General features: G+C 58.2%; 11 protein-coding genes and 5 pseudogenes. 10 read left to right on the top strand and 6 right to left on the bottom strand.

All coding sequences use genetic code 11. The annotated features are described in order from the left end of the window. Positions 1 to 107 precede the first annotated feature (107 nt). The 9 genes and pseudogenes from RBB80_RS15695 to RBB80_RS15655 all read left to right on the top strand — a co-directional run. The gene (locus RBB80_RS15695; RefSeq protein WP_433969254.1) at positions 108 to 1,247 is read left to right on the top strand and encodes a TonB-dependent receptor domain-containing protein; all 1,140 of its coding nucleotides are present in this window, start codon (positions 108 to 110) and stop codon (positions 1,245 to 1,247) included. Positions 1,248 to 1,327: 80 nt separating this feature from the next. Beyond that, positions 1,328 to 1,915 (top strand): hypothetical protein, encoded by a 588-nt coding sequence (locus tag RBB80_RS15690; protein WP_433969253.1) that lies wholly within the window; start codon positions 1,328 to 1,330, stop codon positions 1,913 to 1,915. 65 nt (positions 1,916 to 1,980) lie between these two features. Continuing rightward, on the top strand, positions 1,981 to 2,151 hold the full coding sequence (locus RBB80_RS15685) for a hypothetical protein (RefSeq protein ID WP_433969251.1): 171 nt from the start codon (positions 1,981 to 1,983) through the stop codon (positions 2,149 to 2,151). A 224-nt stretch (positions 2,152 to 2,375) separates the two neighbouring features. Beyond that, positions 2,376 to 3,426, top strand: a pseudogene (locus RBB80_RS15680) (GH39 family glycosyl hydrolase). Then, positions 3,372 to 3,862, top strand: a pseudogene (locus RBB80_RS15675) (GH39 family glycosyl hydrolase). The pseudogenes RBB80_RS15680 and RBB80_RS15675 overlap by 55 nt, the downstream one beginning before the upstream one ends. Further along, positions 3,862 to 4,032, top strand: coding sequence for a hypothetical protein (locus RBB80_RS15670; RefSeq protein ID WP_433969249.1), 171 nt, complete (start codon positions 3,862 to 3,864; stop codon positions 4,030 to 4,032). The pseudogene RBB80_RS15675 and the gene RBB80_RS15670 overlap by 1 nt, the downstream one beginning before the upstream one ends. A 158-nt stretch (positions 4,033 to 4,190) precedes the next feature. Continuing rightward, a pseudogene (locus RBB80_RS15665) lies at positions 4,191 to 4,535 on the top strand (GH39 family glycosyl hydrolase); the annotation flags it as partial. A 122-nt stretch (positions 4,536 to 4,657) separates the two neighbouring features. Continuing rightward, positions 4,658 to 5,712, top strand: a pseudogene (locus RBB80_RS15660) (GH39 family glycosyl hydrolase). 690 nt (positions 5,713 to 6,402) lie between these two features. Continuing rightward, positions 6,403 to 6,965 (top strand): annotated as a pseudogene (locus RBB80_RS15655) (class II aldolase/adducin family protein); the annotation flags it as partial. A 186-nt stretch (positions 6,966 to 7,151) separates the two neighbouring features. Here the strand turns inward: RBB80_RS15655 and RBB80_RS15650 are convergent. From RBB80_RS15650 to RBB80_RS15630, 5 genes are all read right to left on the bottom strand, one after another. After that, the gene (locus tag RBB80_RS15650; RefSeq protein WP_433969247.1) at positions 7,152 to 8,615 is read right to left on the bottom strand and encodes an RNB domain-containing ribonuclease; all 1,464 of its coding nucleotides are present in this window, start codon (positions 8,613 to 8,615) and stop codon (positions 7,152 to 7,154) included. Between the two features lie 25 nt (positions 8,616 to 8,640). Continuing rightward, positions 8,641 to 9,006, bottom strand: a complete 366-nt coding sequence (locus RBB80_RS15645) for an FGGY-family carbohydrate kinase (protein ID WP_433969245.1) — start codon at positions 9,004 to 9,006, stop codon at positions 8,641 to 8,643. Further along, a complete protein-coding gene (locus tag RBB80_RS15640) occupies positions 8,955 to 10,124 on the bottom strand; it encodes a rhamnulokinase (protein WP_433969243.1) in 1,170 nt (389 codons plus the stop codon). The genes RBB80_RS15645 and RBB80_RS15640 overlap by 52 nt, the downstream gene beginning before the upstream one ends. 12 nt (positions 10,125 to 10,136) lie before the next feature. Next, positions 10,137 to 12,386 (bottom strand): bifunctional rhamnulose-1-phosphate aldolase/short-chain dehydrogenase, encoded by a 2,250-nt coding sequence (locus RBB80_RS15635; RefSeq protein WP_433969242.1) that lies wholly within the window; start codon positions 12,384 to 12,386, stop codon positions 10,137 to 10,139. Positions 12,387 to 12,480: 94 nt separating this feature from the next. Next, on the bottom strand, positions 12,481 to 13,581 hold the full coding sequence (locus RBB80_RS15630; protein WP_433969240.1) for a substrate-binding domain-containing protein: 1,101 nt from the start codon (positions 13,579 to 13,581) through the stop codon (positions 12,481 to 12,483). Between the two features lie 192 nt (positions 13,582 to 13,773). On the opposite strand from RBB80_RS15630, the gene RBB80_RS15625 reads away from it, so the two are divergent. Continuing rightward, the gene (locus RBB80_RS15625; protein ID WP_433969238.1) at positions 13,774 to 16,824 is read left to right on the top strand and encodes a diguanylate cyclase; all 3,051 of its coding nucleotides are present in this window, start codon (positions 13,774 to 13,776) and stop codon (positions 16,822 to 16,824) included. Here RBB80_RS15625 and RBB80_RS15620 read toward each other — a convergent pair. Further along, positions 16,815 to 18,020: a TIM barrel protein gene (locus tag RBB80_RS15620; protein WP_433969236.1), complete on the bottom strand. Its 1,206-nt coding sequence runs from the start codon at positions 18,018 to 18,020 to the stop codon at positions 16,815 to 16,817. The genes RBB80_RS15625 and RBB80_RS15620 overlap by 10 nt on opposite strands. Positions 18,021 to 18,110: the final 90 nt, after the last annotated feature.

The following is an 18,110-nucleotide window of genomic DNA, read 5'->3' as shown; positions in this document are numbered from 1 at the left end:
CGGACTTTACCACCGTCAATCCCACCTCCACCACCGACGCCCAGTACAACGGACGTCTCGATGCCGACGTCACCAAAAAAGACCACATTGCCTTCGCCATCTATTGGGTGCCGGTCTCCAGCACCACCTATAACGGCCCTGTGCGCCCCTATAACCTCTTCCATCACGACCAGACCAACGACGCCTTCTCCGTCATCTGGAACCACATCTTCTCTGGTACCTTCCTCAACGAGGCCCGCGCCAACGCGGCAGGCTGGCGATTCAACGAGGTCGCATCCAACCCGCAGGCGCCCTTAGGGCTGCCGCAGGACACCGTTGACGCCATCGGCAGTCTAAACGCAACAAACACGGCAAACACCTTCCAGACCTTTGGCTTTCCCGGGCCTGCGGACTTCAACCAGTGGACCTACACCTACAAAGACGTAGCCACCAAGGTTCAGGGAAATCACACCATCAAATTCGGCGGCGAGCTCACCCGTCTGTCCTACCTCAACAACCCCACCTACGCCGCTCGGCCAAGCTACAACTTTTACAACATCTGGGACTTCCTCAACGACGCCCCACACACAGAGAACGGCAGCTTCAGCCCAATCACCGGTACACCCACCACAAACCGGCAGGACGACCGCGAAAATCTCTGGGGCTTCTTCGTCCAGGACGACTGGAAGATCCGTCCCAACCTCACCTTCAACATCGGCCTGCGCTACACCTACCTCGACGCGCTCTATACCAAGCAGAACAACCTCAGCACCGTCGTCCTGGGCTCAGGAGCCAGCGCCTACACGGGCCTCTCCATTCGACACGGAGGCCACCTCTGGAGCCCCCAGAAAGGCAACTTCGGCCCCCAGTTCGGATTCGCCTGGAGCCCAGACGCATTCCACAGTAAGTTCGTCCTTCGCGGCGGCTACGGACTCAACTACAACGAGGAAGAGATCGCCATCACAGGCAACGCATACAACAACCCCCGGGCATCATCAACGCCTCCTTCACCAGCGGCAGCCCGGCTTCCATCAATCCGAATATCCTCTACGCCATCGCGCCAGCCTCGCACTCGCTCTTCGGCTTTCCGCCAAACCCCAATACCATCGGCACCTTTAATAATGCCGGTCTCCCGGTCAATGGGGGCATCGGCCTCACTGCCTTTCCCGCCAATCTGCCCACAGCCTACACTCAGCACTTCTCACTCGATACCCAGTACGACCTCGGCCATCAGCTCGTCGCAACCGCCGGATACTCGGCCAGCGTAGCGCATCACGCCATCATCCAGTCCAACGCCTACGTCTCTGCAGTAGCGGACGGCATTCCTCTCAACCCTCTCGCCAATAACGTGGACTACTTCGGCAACTACGGCGGTGCCAGCTACAACGCCTTGCTCCTCGGCCTCAAGCACGCCATGGCGCATCACTTCCAGGTGGACGCTCAGTTCCAGTGGTCCAAAAGCCTGGACAACACCTCACAGCCCTACTACGAAGATCCGTATCCCTTCAACTCATCGCTCGCCTGGGGTCCCTCAGACTACAACGTAGGCAAGGCCTTCAAGATCTACGGCGTCTGGCAACCTGTCATCTTCACCGGCGGTCACGCCTGGCTTGAGAAGATCGTCGGAGGCTGGTCTCTCAGCGGTATCTTCAACCTCCACACCGGCTTCCCCTGGATGCCAACTTTTAGCACCGGAAGCAGCCTTTACTACCCCAACAGCGGCTACACCACCCTTCGTCCCGCTGCCTATCTGGGCGGTGCGGGCCACAACTACAGCAACGATGCCTTCAAATCCGGACCCGGCGTAGGTACCGGCGTCAATAAGAACTTCCCCTTGGCTGCCGCAAACACCGGAACCGCCTACTACACTAAGCCCGCATTCACCCCGGATCCGGGATCCCGCAGCTTCCGGGAGTCGGCAGAAACGCACTCGTAGGTCCTGGATACAAATCCCTCGACGGTACGCTCACTAAAGCCTTCGGACTTCCTAAACTCCCCGTATTGGGTGAAAATGCGAGGATCGAGATCCGCGCTGACGCCTTCAACTTCTTCAACAACCTCAACTTCAGCCCGTCCAGCGTCTCCAATAACATCACGGCAACCAACTTCGGCCAGGCACAGTCAGCTCTCGGTGGCCGTATCGTCAACCTGCAGGCTCGCTTCAGCTTCTAACCCGCTGCCTGCCTCTCACTCGAAAGAGGATGCTTCTCCGGAAGCATCCTCTCTTCACGTCTTCGCACGGAACCAATCTCGCACCTCCAAATCGAAGACCGTGCGTTTCTGCTCTTCAGAAAAAAGCCGCTGCCTCATTTATGGTGCAAAATTTACGGCAATGATTTTTTACCGCCCAAAACACGAAAACCCGCGTCATTCCTGCCTCCGCACCACGAGAAGCGATGTCAATTCACCACGTTTCACCACCAGAAAACCACGCTCTCACCACCAAATCACCACATGCTGCAACACCTAAGGGGTTTTCCATGATTCGAACCCGCGCACTCGTCCTGGCGGCACTTAGTCTCAGCTTTTTCAGCGGAATTTCTCTCCACGCCCAAACAACAGAGCAGGTTCGCGTGGACGCCCATGCCGACACAACTCCCTTCCCCCATTTCTGGGAGCAGACCTTCGGGTCGGGTCGCGCCATCCTCTCCCTGCGCCAGAGCTACCGCGACGATCTCCGCGCAGTCAAAAATGTGACCGACTTCAAATCAGTGCGCTTCCACGGCATCCTTCTCGACGAGGTTGGCCTTTACGACCCCGACGCGACAACGCAGAATCCCGGACTGCCTCCTGAAAAAGTTCAGGGTGCCGGCATCTACAACTTCTCGTACATCGACCAGATCTACGACGGCCTTCTCGCGAACGGCGTTCGTCCCTTCGTCGAACTCTCCTTCATGCCCCGCAAGATGGCAGCCGACCCAAACCAAACGCAGTCCTTCTTCTATAAACCAGTCGTATCTCCACCAAAGGACTACGCTCTTTGGGACGCGATGATCACCGCCTTTGCCCAACACCTCATCGACCGCTACGGCATCGACGAAGTCGCGACCTGGAACTTCGAAGTTTGGAATGAGCCGAACCTCGACTTCTGGGGCGGCCGTCCCAACATGCCCACTTACTTCGAACTCTACGATCACACCGCGCTCGCACTTAAAAGTCAGCCAGAGAATCCGTGTAGGCGGCCCATCGACGGCACAAGCCGCATACGTAGGGGACTTCCTCCAGCACTGCAAGGATCACAACATCCCCGTTGACTTCGCCTCAACCCATGTCTACGCGAACGACACCGCAAAAGATGTCTTTCACACCGACGAACAGATTCCGCGCGACGTCATGGTCTATCGCGCAGTAAAAAAGTGCACGACGAGATCGTGGCCTCACCCTACCCAAAGATGCCGCTCCTCTTCAGCGAGTACAACGCCAGCTATTCGAACGAGCCCGACGTGACGGACACCACCTACATGGGACCCTGGCTGGCGAACAACATCCGCCAGTGCGACGGCCTCACAGAGTCGATGAGTTACTGGTCGTTCTCCGACGTCTTCGAGGAGCAGGGGTCGTACGGACGCCGTTCTACGGAGGCTTTGGCCTCATCGCCGCCGACAGCATTCCCAAGCCGTCCCTCAATGCTTTCGCGATGCTGCATCGCCTTGGAGACCGCAGAATCAAACTCGAGAACGACGACGCACTGGCAACCAGATCGAGCGACGGCGCAGTAGAAGTCGCTCTCTGGAACTATGCGCCACCCTTCGGCATCGGCGCCGCCTATACCCCTCCTCCCACGGACAAAGGTGCAGACAAAAATTCCAGATTACCGTCGCCGGCGTTCCATCAAACGCGAAAGTTGAACTCCTGCGACTGGATGACGACCACGGAAATGTAGTGAAAGCATTTGACACCATGGGGAGGCCGCGTGGCAGCCTGACGCAAGACCAGATCAAACAGTTGAAAGCAGCCGGTGCCATGGCGCCTTCAGAAGAACTCCACCTCTCCAACGGTCATCTGCAGGTCACCATACCGCCACACGGCCTCGTTCTGCTAGTAGTCAAATAAACCGCCGTTTGTAAACGACGACCGGACACAGCGACAAACTCCTGAGACAATCCGTCTCTACGACGCGAAGTGACACGCAGACTATTCACTGGTCCCGACGCTCCGATTCACCAGCAGACGTTCTCCAAACCGAACCCTCAGTCCCGAACGAGGTACCAATGCCCACTCGCCGAAGCAAACTCCTATCGCTCTCCCTGATTCTTCTCTGCATCGCATGGCCAGGCCTCACTCAGTCTCAGTCGTCTCCCGACGAAGTCATCACCATCGACGCCCACGCGACAACAATTCCATTCCCGCACTTCTGGGAACAGATGTTCGGCTCCGGCCGCGCCATCCTCAGCCTGCGGGAAGAGTACCGTGAAGACCTGCGCGCCGTGAAAAAAGTCGCGGACTTCCGCTACGTGCGCTTTCACGCCATCCTTCACGACGAAGTCGGCGTCTACAACGAGGACGAGCATGGCAACCCCGTCTACAACTTCGCCTACGTCGACTCCATCTACGACGGCCTCCTGAAAAACGGTGTGCGCCCCGTGGTGGAGATTAGCTTCATGCCCAAAAGCTCGCCTTCAATCCCGACGCACTTCATCCCTTCTGGTACAAACCCAACGTCTCGCCGCCAAAGAGCATGGAGCGTTGGGACGACCTCATCCAGCACTTTGCCCAGCACCTCGTCGACCGCTACGGCATCAACGAAGTCTCCCAGTGGTACTTCGAAGTATGGAACGAACCGAATATCGACTTCTGGAATGGCATCCCGCGACAAGAATCGTACTTCGAACTCTACGATCACACCGCACGAACCCTCAAATCCGTCAGCCCTCGCCTGCGCGTAGGAGGCCCGGCCACCGCCGCCGCACAATGGATCCCCGAGTTTCTCCAGCACACTGCGGACAATCACATCCCGGTCGACTTCGTCTCAACTCACGGCTATGCCGACGACACAGTCCACAACATGTTCGGCACCAACGAAGACATCCCCATGGACGACCGAGTAGGCCGCGCCATCGCAAAGGTTCGCGGAGAGATCAACCACTCCGCCACACCTCACCTTCCACTCTTCTGGACGGAATGGAACGTCCCCGGCATGATGGAGGCTCGTGACACCATCTACGTCGGCCCTGCTCTCGCCAACACAGTACGCGAGTGCGACGGCAACGTAGACATGCTCTCCTTCTGGACCTTCTCCGACGTCTTCGAGGAAGGCGGACCCACCAGTACCCCTTCCGCGGCGACTTCGGCCTGCGCGCCTTCGACGGCATCAACAAGCCCAGCTACTACGCCTACGGTCTCCTGCATCAACTCGGAGATCAGCGCCTTGCCAATTCCTCCAACAACATAATTGCGACGCGCACACCCAACGGAGATCTGGCGATTGCAGCCTGGAACCTCGTTGACCCCGGCCAACAAGGAAGCTCTCGCGAGCTAAACCTCCATCTCTCCGGCGTCCCGCAAAACGCGAAGGTCGCAATTCAACGAGTCGATGAGACCCACGGAAACGTCCTGCCGCAGTGGGCCGCAATGGGGAAACCCAAAAACCCGACGCCCCCACAGGCCGAGCAGCTAAACCGCGAGACCGCACTTCCCGCCCCAGAAGTTACCGCACTTCGCAATGGAACCTTACACCTTAGCCTCAGCCCGAACGCGCTGCTACTGATCCACGTCGAAAACCCACAACATTGAATCGGCTCAACCCAAGCCGTCTCACTGACTGGCTCAGATTGAGGCTCGGAGCATCCACACCCAGATCGTCCACATTGTGCGCAGCGGCATCCGCCCAGGTCGAAGAAATTCAAGAAGCTGAGCATGGAATCTCCATCTACGGCCTTCAACCCGAACAGGCCCAACGACGCAGACACATCTAGGATGCCGAAATCATTATCCACTGCACGGTGGTCACCGGCGCAGATGGTCGATCGGGCCGTGTATGGGGATAATTCCTTCGGTTCTGGACTCAGCCCACCTAGCGACCGTCTGGTTCACCTCACAGCATGCGCGCCGCCCATCATGACCGAGTTGCACGAGTTCGGAATGACATATCCGTCCCCCCATGGCGAAATATTGTCATAAAAGAAATCTCCTCTCTACCAAAGACCGCCGAAGAGTGTATCTTCGCTGAACAACTATGACCGTCTATGCGGACCTCTCAACCAAAACATTACCCGCCAGTTTGAGGGCAACCCAGGCTGCGGACAGCGTGACTGCATCTCTTCCATCGGACTGGCGGCCGTCTGCAGCTGCTCGTCATCGGTCCGCTCCTGCCGCTTACCTCTTCATGGCCTCAGCCAAAATAGGCGAAACCTGCAAAGCTCTCTTCGCCAAAACCGATCATCCAAATAAAACCATCTCCATTTGAAATCCTGTGAGGAAAACATGCACTTCAAAAACCGGAATGGGATTACACTTCATGGCAACGAAAGAGGGACGATGATCGAAGAATGTATCGGCCGACCAGAAGTTGAACTAAGGCGCGAACTCGTCCAGTTCGGCAAATGGCTCTCGCGACTCGGCTTTATGCCGGGAACCTCGGGAAACCTTTCCGTCCGGCTCGATCACGAGCGCCTGCTGGTCACTCCCACCGGCATGAGCAAGTACCTCATGCGCCCCTCCGACATGGTCATCGTCGACCTCGAAGGACGTCAGCTCACTGGCTCGCGAAAGGTCACCAGCGAACTCAGCATGCACCTCGCCGTGTACCAGATGAGAGCGGACATCGAAGCCGTCGTCCACTCCCATCCCCCATCGCAACCGCCTTCGCCTGCGCCGGCCGTGCCCTCGACGAGATGCTCTGCCAGGAGGCGGTCATGACCCTCGGTTCAGTTCCTCTGGCCCGATATGCCACCACCGGTACCGACGAGGTCGCGGCAAGCCTCAGACCCTTCATTCCCCATCACACCGCCATCCTCATGGCCAATCACGGTGCCGTTGCGTACGCCCCTACGCTCCTCGACGCCTTCCTCAAGATGGAGACCGTCGAGCACCTCGCCCACATCCGCCTCGTCGCCCACCAGCTAGGCTCCTCGCAGACCCTAAGCGACGATCAACTCGACGATCTGCGCCGCGCAAAACAAAAATACCTTCGCAACGCGACTTCAGGAACCTGCTGTAAATATCCTCCAGCTTCACCCACGTCCAAAGTCGATAAACGCGTTTTGCGGATCAGTATGCAGCAGCGTCACGTCTACCATGTCCCCCACATCGAGCCCCTGCGCGCCTCGTACCACCTTACCCTCCACCGGAGGATCGAATACTCGAACATAGGTCCCTTTATCGTTCGCGCCGGTGATCACTCCGTGAAAGCTCTTCCCCAGGCTACTGGCCAAAGCCACCGCTGCCACTCGCTTCAGCATGGCCCGTTCCACCTTACGCCCCGCTGCCTCTCTCTCGTTGCAGTGCGTCGCAATCGCCTCAAGCTCATCGTCGGTATAAGGAGCAGCCCCTCCGGCCAGCATCGCCTTCACTACCCGCTGTGTCACTAGGTCCACGAACCGCCGGTTCGGCGCGGTCGAGTGCGCGTAGTCCTGCGCCGCCAGCCCGAAGTGCCCCTGCTGCTCCGCATCGTCGTCGCCCTTAGCCAGAACATACTCCCCCGGCCCCATCAGCTTGATGATCGCCAGCGACAGATCCGGATAGTGCACCGCGTCCGACTCCCTCTGCGCCTGCAAAAACGCGTTCAGTGCGCCCGAGTCAGGCTGAGCCGGCAGCACCGTCCCATGCCGCCCCACAAGCTCCACAATCCGCGCCCACCTCTCCGGCGATCGCACCACCCTCCGAATCGACGACCGCTTCGCCTCCCGCAGCATCCGCGCCATTGTCTCGTTCGTAGCAATCATCAACTCTTCAATCAAATCGCTCGCCCGATTATGAAACGCCGTCCCAATCGACTGCACCTTGCCATCCACCACCACCGGATCAGCCTCCACCCGGTTGAACTCCAGAGCGCCCATCTTCACCCTCTGAGCCCGCAGCGCCAGCGCCGCGTCATCCTGCAGCCGCAGTTGCTCCTGGAGATCAACCGAAGCAGCCACCTTCGCATCCGGCTCCGTCTTCCCTTCGAGCCACGGCCCTACATGGCTGTAAGCAAGCTGCGCCCTGTTCCGAACCTGCGCCCTGTAGAGGGCAGTGTCCTGCACCCTCCCTTGACCATCCACTACAAACTCAACAACCACAGCCATCCGATCCTCGTCTTCATTCAAGGAGGTCAGATCCGTTGAGAGCTCCGACGGCAGCATGGAAAAATTACGCACCGCCGTGTAAACCGTCTGCGTCTGCTCCGCCGCATGCCGATCCAGAGGCGTATCCTTCAGCACCGAACCCGCAACATCGGCGATCCCCACCCTCACGCGCACCCCACCATTCACACGCTCGGCCACTTCGATCTGGTCGAGATCCCGTGAAGTGTCATTGTCGATCGAAGACCACAACAGCCCACGCAGATCGCGAACATCCGCATCGGCCTTTGCTCCCTCAGCCGCACGAATCGCCGCCACTTGCGCGTCGCTGCCTTCAGGAAAATCGATATGAAAACCTTCGCGAACCATCTCAGCGGAGGCAGAAGCAACAAGATCAAAGGGATGAGCAGACATGCAAGGGAAGCGTACCACGTGAGTGCTAACTCTCCGAAACCATCTCCTCCAGCGCCAATGCCAATCGCCCCGCCCAACTCGAAACCCGCGCTGCATCCGCGCCGGTCACATCGTCCCGGCTACCCTCCAGCACTGCGAGCTGCACCGCAAAGTTCCCAACCGTCGAGCTCTCCGCCGCACCACGAAACAGCTCCAATCCCGTAGCCTCCTGCGTCAGCCGATTCAGAAAATCATTTTGACTCCCGCCACCCACCACAAACAGCCGCTTTAACTTTTTGCCACTATGAAAGGCCACGCGCTCCAGCACCTCAGCATACCGAGCCGCCAGGCTATGAAAGATCAAACTCGCAAACGCCGGAGCATTCTCCGGTCCTTCACGTACAGTCTGCAACCCGTTCCGCACCCGTTGCGCGTTGATCCTCTGCGGCATCCCCCAGCCAGCAGCAGATCAGAATCGTCCACATCCAACAGCCCATCGGGCTTCGCAACCTTCTCCGCCGCGGCCACCAACTCCGGTACGGTCCACTCCCGCCCCTCCGCTGCCCATTCATGCAGACATTGCCGGACCAACCACATGCCGTTCACATTCTTGTGAAAGCAGACTCTTCCTCCCACCGCTCCAAGGTTCGTGAAATTTTCCGCCGCCACAGCCGCATTATTTCTTGGCCCTTCCAGTACAGTCCCCACCAGCGACCACGTTCCCGAGCTGATGTAGGCCCAATCATCCCCCACCGCAGGAATCCCCGCGATCGCCGAAGCAGTATCATGACAGGCCGGAGCGATCAGAACCGTATCCCGAAACGCCGTCAGCTTCGCCAGTTCGCAACTCAACTTGCCAACCTCAGTTCCCGGAGGAACCACCTTCGGCGCAAGCCCAACATTCAGCTCCGCTGCCTGAAAGATCTCCTCGCACCACTTCCGAGTCTTCAGATCCACCATCTGCGAATGAGTCGCGTTCGTAAACTCCGCCACCCGTGCGCCACCCCAACGCGACAAAATGTACTCCGGCAGATTCATCCACTGACTACCCGCAGGCAGTCCCTGCAACCGATCCGCATACAGCTGATAGAGAGTGTTAATACGAAGCAACTGTACTCCCGTGCACTCGCGCAGCCGCTCAGGCGCAATCTCGACGTGCAGAATCTGCTCCGCCTCAATCGTTCTCTCATCGCGATAACAAAATGGATCAGCCAGCGCCTTTCCATCTGCATCGACACGCACATAGTCCACGGCCCAACCATCCACTGCAATCGAGCGCACGCCCTCCACTGCAATCTCCGCGCAGAGTCGAAGCCCATGCTCCAACCCAGCTTCAATCATTCTTAGATCCCACCGCAGTCCACCATCTGCCTCACGCGGAGCGTTGGCAAACCGATGCACCAGCGTAATCTCTGACCCTCCCGCCACCCATCGCAGCAGCGAAACCCGGCAACTCTCCGCTCCCAGGTCCACCGCTATCAGAGCCCGCGTATCCTGCGGAACCAGCGCCATATCTGGCGTCCGTCTCATCGCGTGCCTCTCCTATCGCAGATACGCTTCCGTCAAACCGCCGTCCACTGGAATCAAATGACCGGTCGTGCATCGAGCGAGAGGCCCCGCAAGGAACATAATGGCCTCCGCACAATCCTTGGGATCAATGGGCTGATGAGTCAAAGTCCGCGTCGCATAAAACTGCGCCAGTACGTTCCGCAATCCGTCATCGGTATCCGTCTCTTCAAACGGGAGCTTGTACTTCTTCAACGAAGCAATCACGCGATCTCGCGGGAACATCGTCGAGCCCTTCACCACCGTAGCCGGACTGATACCATTCACCCGCACCTTCGGTGACAGCGAAACCGCCAGCTCACGCACCAGGTGACTCAAAGCCGCCTTACTCACGTCGTACGCCTCACTACCCCGCTTTGCCACAACAGCATTGGCCGAACTCGTCAGCACCACGCTCCCATCAAGCCCCTGCTCCGCAAAGATCTTCGCCGCCTCGTCGGTCAGCAAATAGTTCGCCGTGACATTCACCTCAAGCGTCAAAGCCCACTGCTCATCACTAATCACACCATCCGGCGATGAAGGAAAAAGAGCAGCCGTGTTGATCAAAATGTCGATCCCACCAAACTGTTTTACCGTCGCCTCAAGAGCAGCCTTGATCGTCTTGCGATCGCGAATATCGATGCTCTTCCAGCTAACCGCCTCTTTGCCTGCAATAGCCTTTATCTCCTCAGCAACCGCCTCTGCACCCCTTACATCGCGGTCGGCAACCACAACATGCGCGCCGCGTTGAGCCGCCAGCAGCGCGACCTCTCGCCCAATTCCACTTCCACCGCCAACCACCATGGCGATTCGCCGGCTCAGCTCCTTCTCCGGCGGCTGTCTGCGAATCTTCGCCTCTTCCAACTTCCAGTACTCAATCCGGAAAGCCTCACTCGGAGGCAGCGCAACATAGTTCGCATGCACCGTAAACTGATCCGCGGAAGCCGCCGGGCCCGCCTGCGGAATATCCGGGGTCCCCGGCGAGCTTGCTCGCTGGGGTGAAATATCCTTACAGTCCACGCCCGCACCCAAGGCCCCCGCACCCTGCATCACGCCAATCGCATTGATGTAAAATTCTCCGGTAATCCGCGACTCGGTCTTGTTCTTTCCAAAGCTGAACATTCCCACACCCGGCACTAGCACCACGGTAGGGCTTGCATCCCGCACCGCTGGCGAATCCTTCACCGCGTGCTTCTTGTAGTACTCCGCATACTCCGCGCGATAGGTCTCCAGCGAACTCTCAATCAGCTCCTTCAGCTCCGCCGGATCACCCGCCGGGTTCCAATTGATAAACATCGGCCGAATCTTCGTTCGAATAAAGTGGTCCGGGCAACTTGTCCCCAGGTGTGCCAACTGCTCCGCATGCGCCGAGTTCACAAACTCCATCACCTGCGGCAGATCGCTGAAGCTTCCGATCCATCTTTGCTTCCGCGACACAACTCCACGCAGATTCGGCATCACCCGCAAGGCCACCGCCGCCCTGTCCTCGCGGCTCTTCACCTGCCCGCCGCCAAAGTGCTTATGCCCCTCCACCGAACCATGCCGTTCAATAAACTGCCCCAGCCGATCGATGATCGTAATCGTACTCAGGTAGCTCTCACGCTGCGTATCGCCCCACGTAAACAGCCCATGGCCGCCAAGCACCACGCCATCGCACCCCGGCGTCTCCTCCACAATCTTCTTCAACATCATTCCCAGCTCAAACCCTGGCCTCTGCCACGGCAACCACGCCAGCTTATGCCCAAACTCCGTATTGAACTCCTCCATCTTGATCTTCCCATTCGCCGAGGCCGCCAGCGCGATCCCCCAGTCCGGATGCAGATGGTCCACATGTGCAAACGGCAAAAACCCATGCAGCGGAGTATCAATCGAAGCCGCGACGGGATTATTCCCGAACGTGCACAGCGGGTACATCTCCACCATCTCGTCTTCGAGATCCACCCCGCGATACGCCTTCTCCAGCGCCAGCAGCTTCTCCATGTAGAGCGTCGCAAACCCCGCACGCTTGATGCTGCCGAGATCGCCACCACTGCCCTTCACCCAGAGAATCTGCTTCGTCTTACCATCCAGCGGATCGACCTGCTCCAACTTCGAACTGGTATTTCCACCGCCGAAGTTGGTAATCCGCAGATCCGAGCCCAACAGGTTCGATCGATATCTCAGCAGCTCCGGTGCATCCAGCTTTGCCGCGACCGCCTCATCCCAACGATCTTCCAAAAACCGCAGCCCACTCTGTGCCGTCGTCATGTGTCAACCTCTGTCGTCTCGGCCAATTGCAGGCCCCGACTATCATTCCACACGCAACACCAATACGGCAACTATTTCCAATGAGAAAACTAGCTCAAACTTGCACTTCGCTAAGCGACTCCCGAGTCACCATCTTATGAGCCACATAGTTATAGGGAGGAACCGTCTGTCCCCGCAGCAGCGACAGACCAAGATGAATCAAACTCGGCCCATAAGAGCTCGCCTCATGGGAGACCGACCCGATCAACGGCGATTTATCCCTCCGCATCTCCTGCATCGCCTCTGCAATGCAATCCTGCCCCACAATCGCCACATGCCTCTCGCGCTTCTGCTCCCGCACCGCATCCACCGCACCCAGCGCGCTCGAGTCCGTAGCCGCAGCAATCAAAATGTGTTTGTCCTTCGGATGTCGCTGCAAGAAATCTGAGATCAGCTTCTTGCTCCGATCGCGCATCCCACGCCCGTCAATCCGCACAAACACCTCAACCGGCAACTCTGGATGTCCGCTCCTCACCCCTTCAAACGCCCCAGTTATCCGGCTCTGCACTAACTGCCCCGCCTCTGCCAGATCCAACCCAATCACCCAATCGACCTTCCCCTCCCAACTCGCCGTCGCATGCGCCCCAAGCGTCTCCCCGGCCTCAATCCCGACCCGGTAGTTATCCACCCCAAAATAAGTCGCATGAGGGTGCGGAATATCGATTGCGATCAGCGGAATCTTCGCGCCCGCGATCTTATCCCCAATCATCGGAGCAACCTCATGCTCCACCTGGAACTCGATCACCAGATCCACCTTGCTCGAGACAAACTCCTCCGCGTTCCTCAAGGCAGTCGCCGAGTCATAACGGTTATCCAGAATCAGCAGATCGACGCCCACCGCCGCAGCCGCATCCTTCAGACTCTCGGTCACCTCCACAGAAAACGGCATATCCGCGCTCTGCCCGCCAAACCCGAAACGCATCTTCTTGGGCCGCGTCACCTGCCTATACATCCCATCGGGAGACTGCGAAAGATATCCCCGATGAACAAACGTCTTCAACACCCGGTACACAGTCGTCTTCGAGATCCGCGTCTGTCGATGGATCGATTCCAGCGTCATCGGCTGGTTTTCCGATTGCAGCAGCTCCAAAATATCCAGCGCCTTCGACAGCACGGGAATCAGATAAAGTCGTTTCGAGGTCTTTCGTACCGCCATAGTCTCCCGCTGAGGAGCAACCACTCAGCCGATCCATTATGCTGCAGATGCGTTGGTTTCGCTAATGGAATTCCCCGTCCAGCCCGAAGCATATCGTACGGACCGTCAATCCTCACCTCTAGACAGCCCACAGAATTCCGGTAATGTAACACTCTGTGTTTTCAATCTGCGGTGTGCTACAAGAGAAATACCTTGCCCCGGCCCAACACATCCGCTGACTTTTCTGCCTATGGCTTTACCTTCTCGTTCCCGTCGATCGTAGCGATCCTCTTCGCCGTAACGCTCCACCTCAACGCTCAGCAATTTACGTTTCAGCGCTTCGATCAGGACGAAGGCCTCAAGAATCACGACGTCTTCAAACTCATCCAGGACAAGACCGGCTATCTCTGGGCCGCCACGGAAAACGGACTTTTTCGCTACGACGGCGCAGAGTTTCATCGCTTTGGCGCGGCCGACGGAATCCTCGAAAGCCTGGTCATCGAGGTCGATCAGGACGACTCCGGCCGCATCTGGGCAGCGACCAACGATCACCTCTACTATCTCTCGGGCTCTCGCTTTGAAGCCATTCCCTTCACACCCGGCGCACAGTTCACCCCCGGCCAGCACCTGACCTCTATCGACTCCCGGCACATCCTCTTCCTCAACAAGGGCACTCTGATGCTCGCTCAGCCCGCCAGCACTCCGCAACACTGGATCATCACTCCCTACTTCAATCCTCAACAGATGGCCGCCCATCCCCAGCTATCCCAGCTGCACAACGTCTTCGCAGATCACGACGGCTCCCTCTGGCTGGCCTGCGCCGAACAACTCTGTCACATCAACGGCAGTCAGATCGACATGCTGGGCGATCAACAAGGAGTTCCCGCCGAGCCTTGGCAAGTTATCTTTCGTGACAGCCAGAACGCTCTCTGGATAAGAAACAGCCAGCACATCCGCGCATTCGCCCCAGGAGGCAGCACCTTCGTCGACCGCAGCATCGCTCCGACGACCCGCGGAACCTTCAGCGGATCAGGCATCCTCACCATCGCCGAAGACCGCAGCGGCCGCGTCCTTACTCAAACCTCCACCGGCATAGCCCGATGGAGCGGAGACCACTGGCAACTCTTCGACCGCACCAACGGGCTCGACTTCTCCGATATCAGCTCCATCGTCTCCGATCACAACGGCGCTCTCTGGTTCAGCAGCCGCGGCCACGGCCTCCGCCGCTGGCTCGGTTACGACGAGGTAGAAAACTGGACCGTCGCGCAGGGACTCGGCAACGATGTCGTCTGGACCATCTTTCGCGATCGTCAAAACCACATCTGGTTCGGGGACGAAACTCAGGTAAGCCAGCTCGACGAAACTCAAAACCGCATCCTCCCTTCAAAGAGTCTTCCGCCAGGTCCCTTCCAAAAGACCACCGGCATCACGCAATCTCCCGACGGCTCCCTCTGGATCGTCAACATCTACGGCCAGCTCTTACACTCCAATCCCACCACCCAGCGATTCACCCAGATCGCAAAGCTGCCAACCATCGCCAGGCTCTTCACCGACTCCTCCCATCGCATATGGCTACTCTCCCGCGAGGGCCTATACGTCATCAAAGATCCGGTCTCAGATCCTCACCCCGAAAAAGTCGGCAGTACCCTGACCGCCACCGACGCCTTCGCAAACGCAACCGAAGCTGCCGACGGCACACTCTGGTTCATCTCCGACCATCATCTCTACCGTCTCTCCGGCAACCAACATAGCGAACCCGATCAATGGACCGAGATCGCTCTCGACAAAGCCCTCATCCAGGGACAGATGCGTGGCATTGCCGCCGCAGCTGACGGCACCCTCTGGATCGGTGGCGGACTTTCTTCCCTCCTCCATCTCCGCATCGACAACAATCAAGGACATCTCCTCGCGTCTTTCACCAGTCCCGAAATCGTCTCCACCGACATTCAGTTCGTACAGTTCGACCGCCGCGGCTGGCTCTGGGTCGGAACTGACCTCGGCGTCAACGTCTTCAACGGAACAGACTGGAAGCTCCTCACCCAACGCGACGGCCTCCTCTCGAACGATACCAATGAAGGAGCCTTCTTCGCCGACAGCGATGGCTCCGTCTGGGTCGGCGTCAACGGCGGAGCTATCCATCTTCTCCACCCCGAACACCTCTTCTCCAACGCGCCTCTCAAGGTGATGATCGAGTCCGCAACCCTTGGCACTCGCCCCCTCAATCTCGCCGCTAACAAAGACATATGGCGCTGGCGCGACGTTCCCCTCGACGTCGCATTCACCTCACTCAACTACGACCGTCAGGGCTCTACGCTCTTTCGATATCGCCTCCTCGGCCTCGAGCCCGCCTGGAATCAAACCGCCTCGCACCATCTGCACTACGCCGCCATGCCACCCGGCAGCTTCCGCTTCGAAGTCGAAGCCATTGACCCTGATCAGCAGAGACACTCCGCCATCGTCTCCTTCGAAGTCTCCATCCGGCCTCCGTGGTGGCGCACTCGCATCTTCTATCTTTGTCTCGCGGTTCTCTCCTTCCTCTGCTCTCTTCTCTTCTGGCATCTGCGCGAGCGCCGGCTCATCAAGCGACAGCTGCTGTTGGAAAAACTCGTAACGCAGCGCACCAGCCAACTCGAAGCCGAAAAGAGTGAGCTCCTCACAACTCGCGAAGCCCTCCACCACCAGGCCACTCACGATGCGTTGACAGGCCTGTGGAACCGATCCGCAATCCTCGACATCCTTCAGCGCGAATTGGACCACGCCCGCCGCGAGGGCGCTCAACTAGCCGTCGTTTTAGCAGACATCGACTATTTCAAAAAAATCAATGACACCCTCGGCCACCTCGCCGGTGATCTCATCCTGCGCGACGTAGCTCATCGCATGGCACAAAATATCCGCCCTTCGGATTTCATCGGGCGCTACGGTGGAGAAGAGTTCCTCATCGTTCTGCCAGGACTCCCTGAAGGTGATACCCCTGCGCGTCTCAGCCAGATCCAGCACGCCATCTCCCAGGCGCCCTTTTTCTATCTCGCCGAATCCATCCGCGTTACCTCAAGCTTCGGAGCAGCCTGGATCAACCTCGAAACCATCAGCGTTGAAGACATGATTCGCAACGCCGACGAAGCTCTTTACGCCGCCAAAGCCTCTGGCCGCAACCGCATTGTCTTCTACCGCAGCCCCCACAACCAAACCGTCTCTCCGGAACAGCCTGAGCACCGCCTTACCACTCGCGACCGCCATCACGACGACAATATCTCTCAGACATAACTCGAAACGCTGCGTGCATTCCTATTCGCTCGCTCGCGCGTAATCTTCTCCACGTACCCACTCTCCGCCAACGCCTTCAGAGGCTCCCCCGGCAATCCGCGCGCCACCCGCCACTCCCTCACAACCGGCCGCACATCGTGCCAGAAGGTGTCTCTGAAGCACTCCTCCGCCTCCACCAGCCGACACTCCTGCTGCAACTCCGCAAGCCTCGCCTGGTCAATCAACGCCGCCTTCGCATACAGTTCCTGTGCCGTCACTACCGTCTGCACCATGGCCTCCACCTTGCCTTTAAGGTTGTGGCTCTGGTCGATCATGAACGCGACATCCGCACGATCCCTCTCGCCCGCACTCAAAATCTCATGGAAGATTCGAAACACCTGGTAAGGATCGATCGAGCCCAGCGTCAGGTCATCGTCCGCGTACTTCCGGTCGTTGAAATGAAATCCTCCCAACTCCTTCACATGCAGCAACCACGTTACGATCTGTTCAATATTTGTGCTCGGCGGATGATGCCCCGTATCCACCAACACCTTCGCCTTCGGCCCGCACCGTCGCACCAACTCCAGCGCCATCCCCCAGTCAGCAATATCGGTGTGATAAAAAGCCGGTTCGAACGGCTTGTACTCGATCAGCATCCGCTGATCTTCACCCAGCGCAGCATGAACCGCGCCCAGCACCTCTTCCATCCATCCAATCCGCTTGCGAATACTCTGCGTCCCCGGGTAGTTCGACCCATCCGCAATCCACAACGACAGATCCTTCGACCCAAGCTCCCGCCCAATCTCCGCCGAATCCAGCAGATGCTTCAGCGCAATCCCGCGAATCTCCGCGCTCGGATTCGCAATCGATCCGTACTTATACTCCGCGCTCTGAAAAAGATTCGGATTGATCGAGCCAGATCTCATCCCATACTTCTTCTCGAGCGCTTGAATCGCAGCAACGTCCGCCTTCCCATTCGGCAGATCCCACAGCACATGCAGCGCAACCGTAGGGCTCGCTCCCGTCAGAGCATTCACCTGCGCGGCATCGCTGAACTTCTCTTCAATCGTCGTTGCAGCCCCGCCTTGGACGAACTTCCCGAAACGCGTACCGGTATTCGCAAATCCCCACGATGGAACTTCGATTCGAAAACTATCCAGTGCACTGAACACTCTTTGTGCATCCCGCTCTGCAACTCCAGCACCGTTGTTTCCCATCTCTCAATCCCTCGCAGATCCGATATATTACGATATAGAAATATACTCTCTATTGAAACATGAGCAGACTGCGCCTTTTGTCTGCCATTT

Origin of the sequence: Tunturiibacter gelidiferens, from assembly GCF_051013345.1 — a bacterium.
In the GTDB taxonomy this organism is placed as follows: domain Bacteria; phylum Acidobacteriota; class Terriglobia; order Terriglobales; family Acidobacteriaceae; genus Edaphobacter; species Edaphobacter gelidiferens_A.
The sequence above is the reverse complement of the archived record's forward strand: the minus strand, read 5'-3'. Positions and strand labels throughout refer to the sequence as shown.

Excerpts from the sequence above, each read along its gene's own strand:
- RBB80_RS15650 (WP_433969247.1), bottom strand. The coding sequence starts at position 8,615 with ATGTCTGCTCATCCCTTTGATCTTGTTGCTTCTGCCTCCGCTGAGATG.
- RBB80_RS15640 (WP_433969243.1), bottom strand. The coding sequence starts at position 10,124 with ATGAGACGGACGCCAGATATGGCGCTGGTTCCGCAGGATACGCGGGCT.
- RBB80_RS15635 (WP_433969242.1), bottom strand. The coding sequence starts at position 12,386 with ATGACGACGGCACAGAGTGGGCTGCGGTTTTTGGAAGATCGTTGGGAT.
- RBB80_RS15630 (WP_433969240.1), bottom strand. The coding sequence starts at position 13,581 with ATGGCGGTACGAAAGACCTCGAAACGACTTTATCTGATTCCCGTGCTG.
- RBB80_RS15620 (WP_433969236.1), bottom strand. The coding sequence starts at position 18,020 with ATGGGAAACAACGGTGCTGGAGTTGCAGAGCGGGATGCACAAAGAGTG.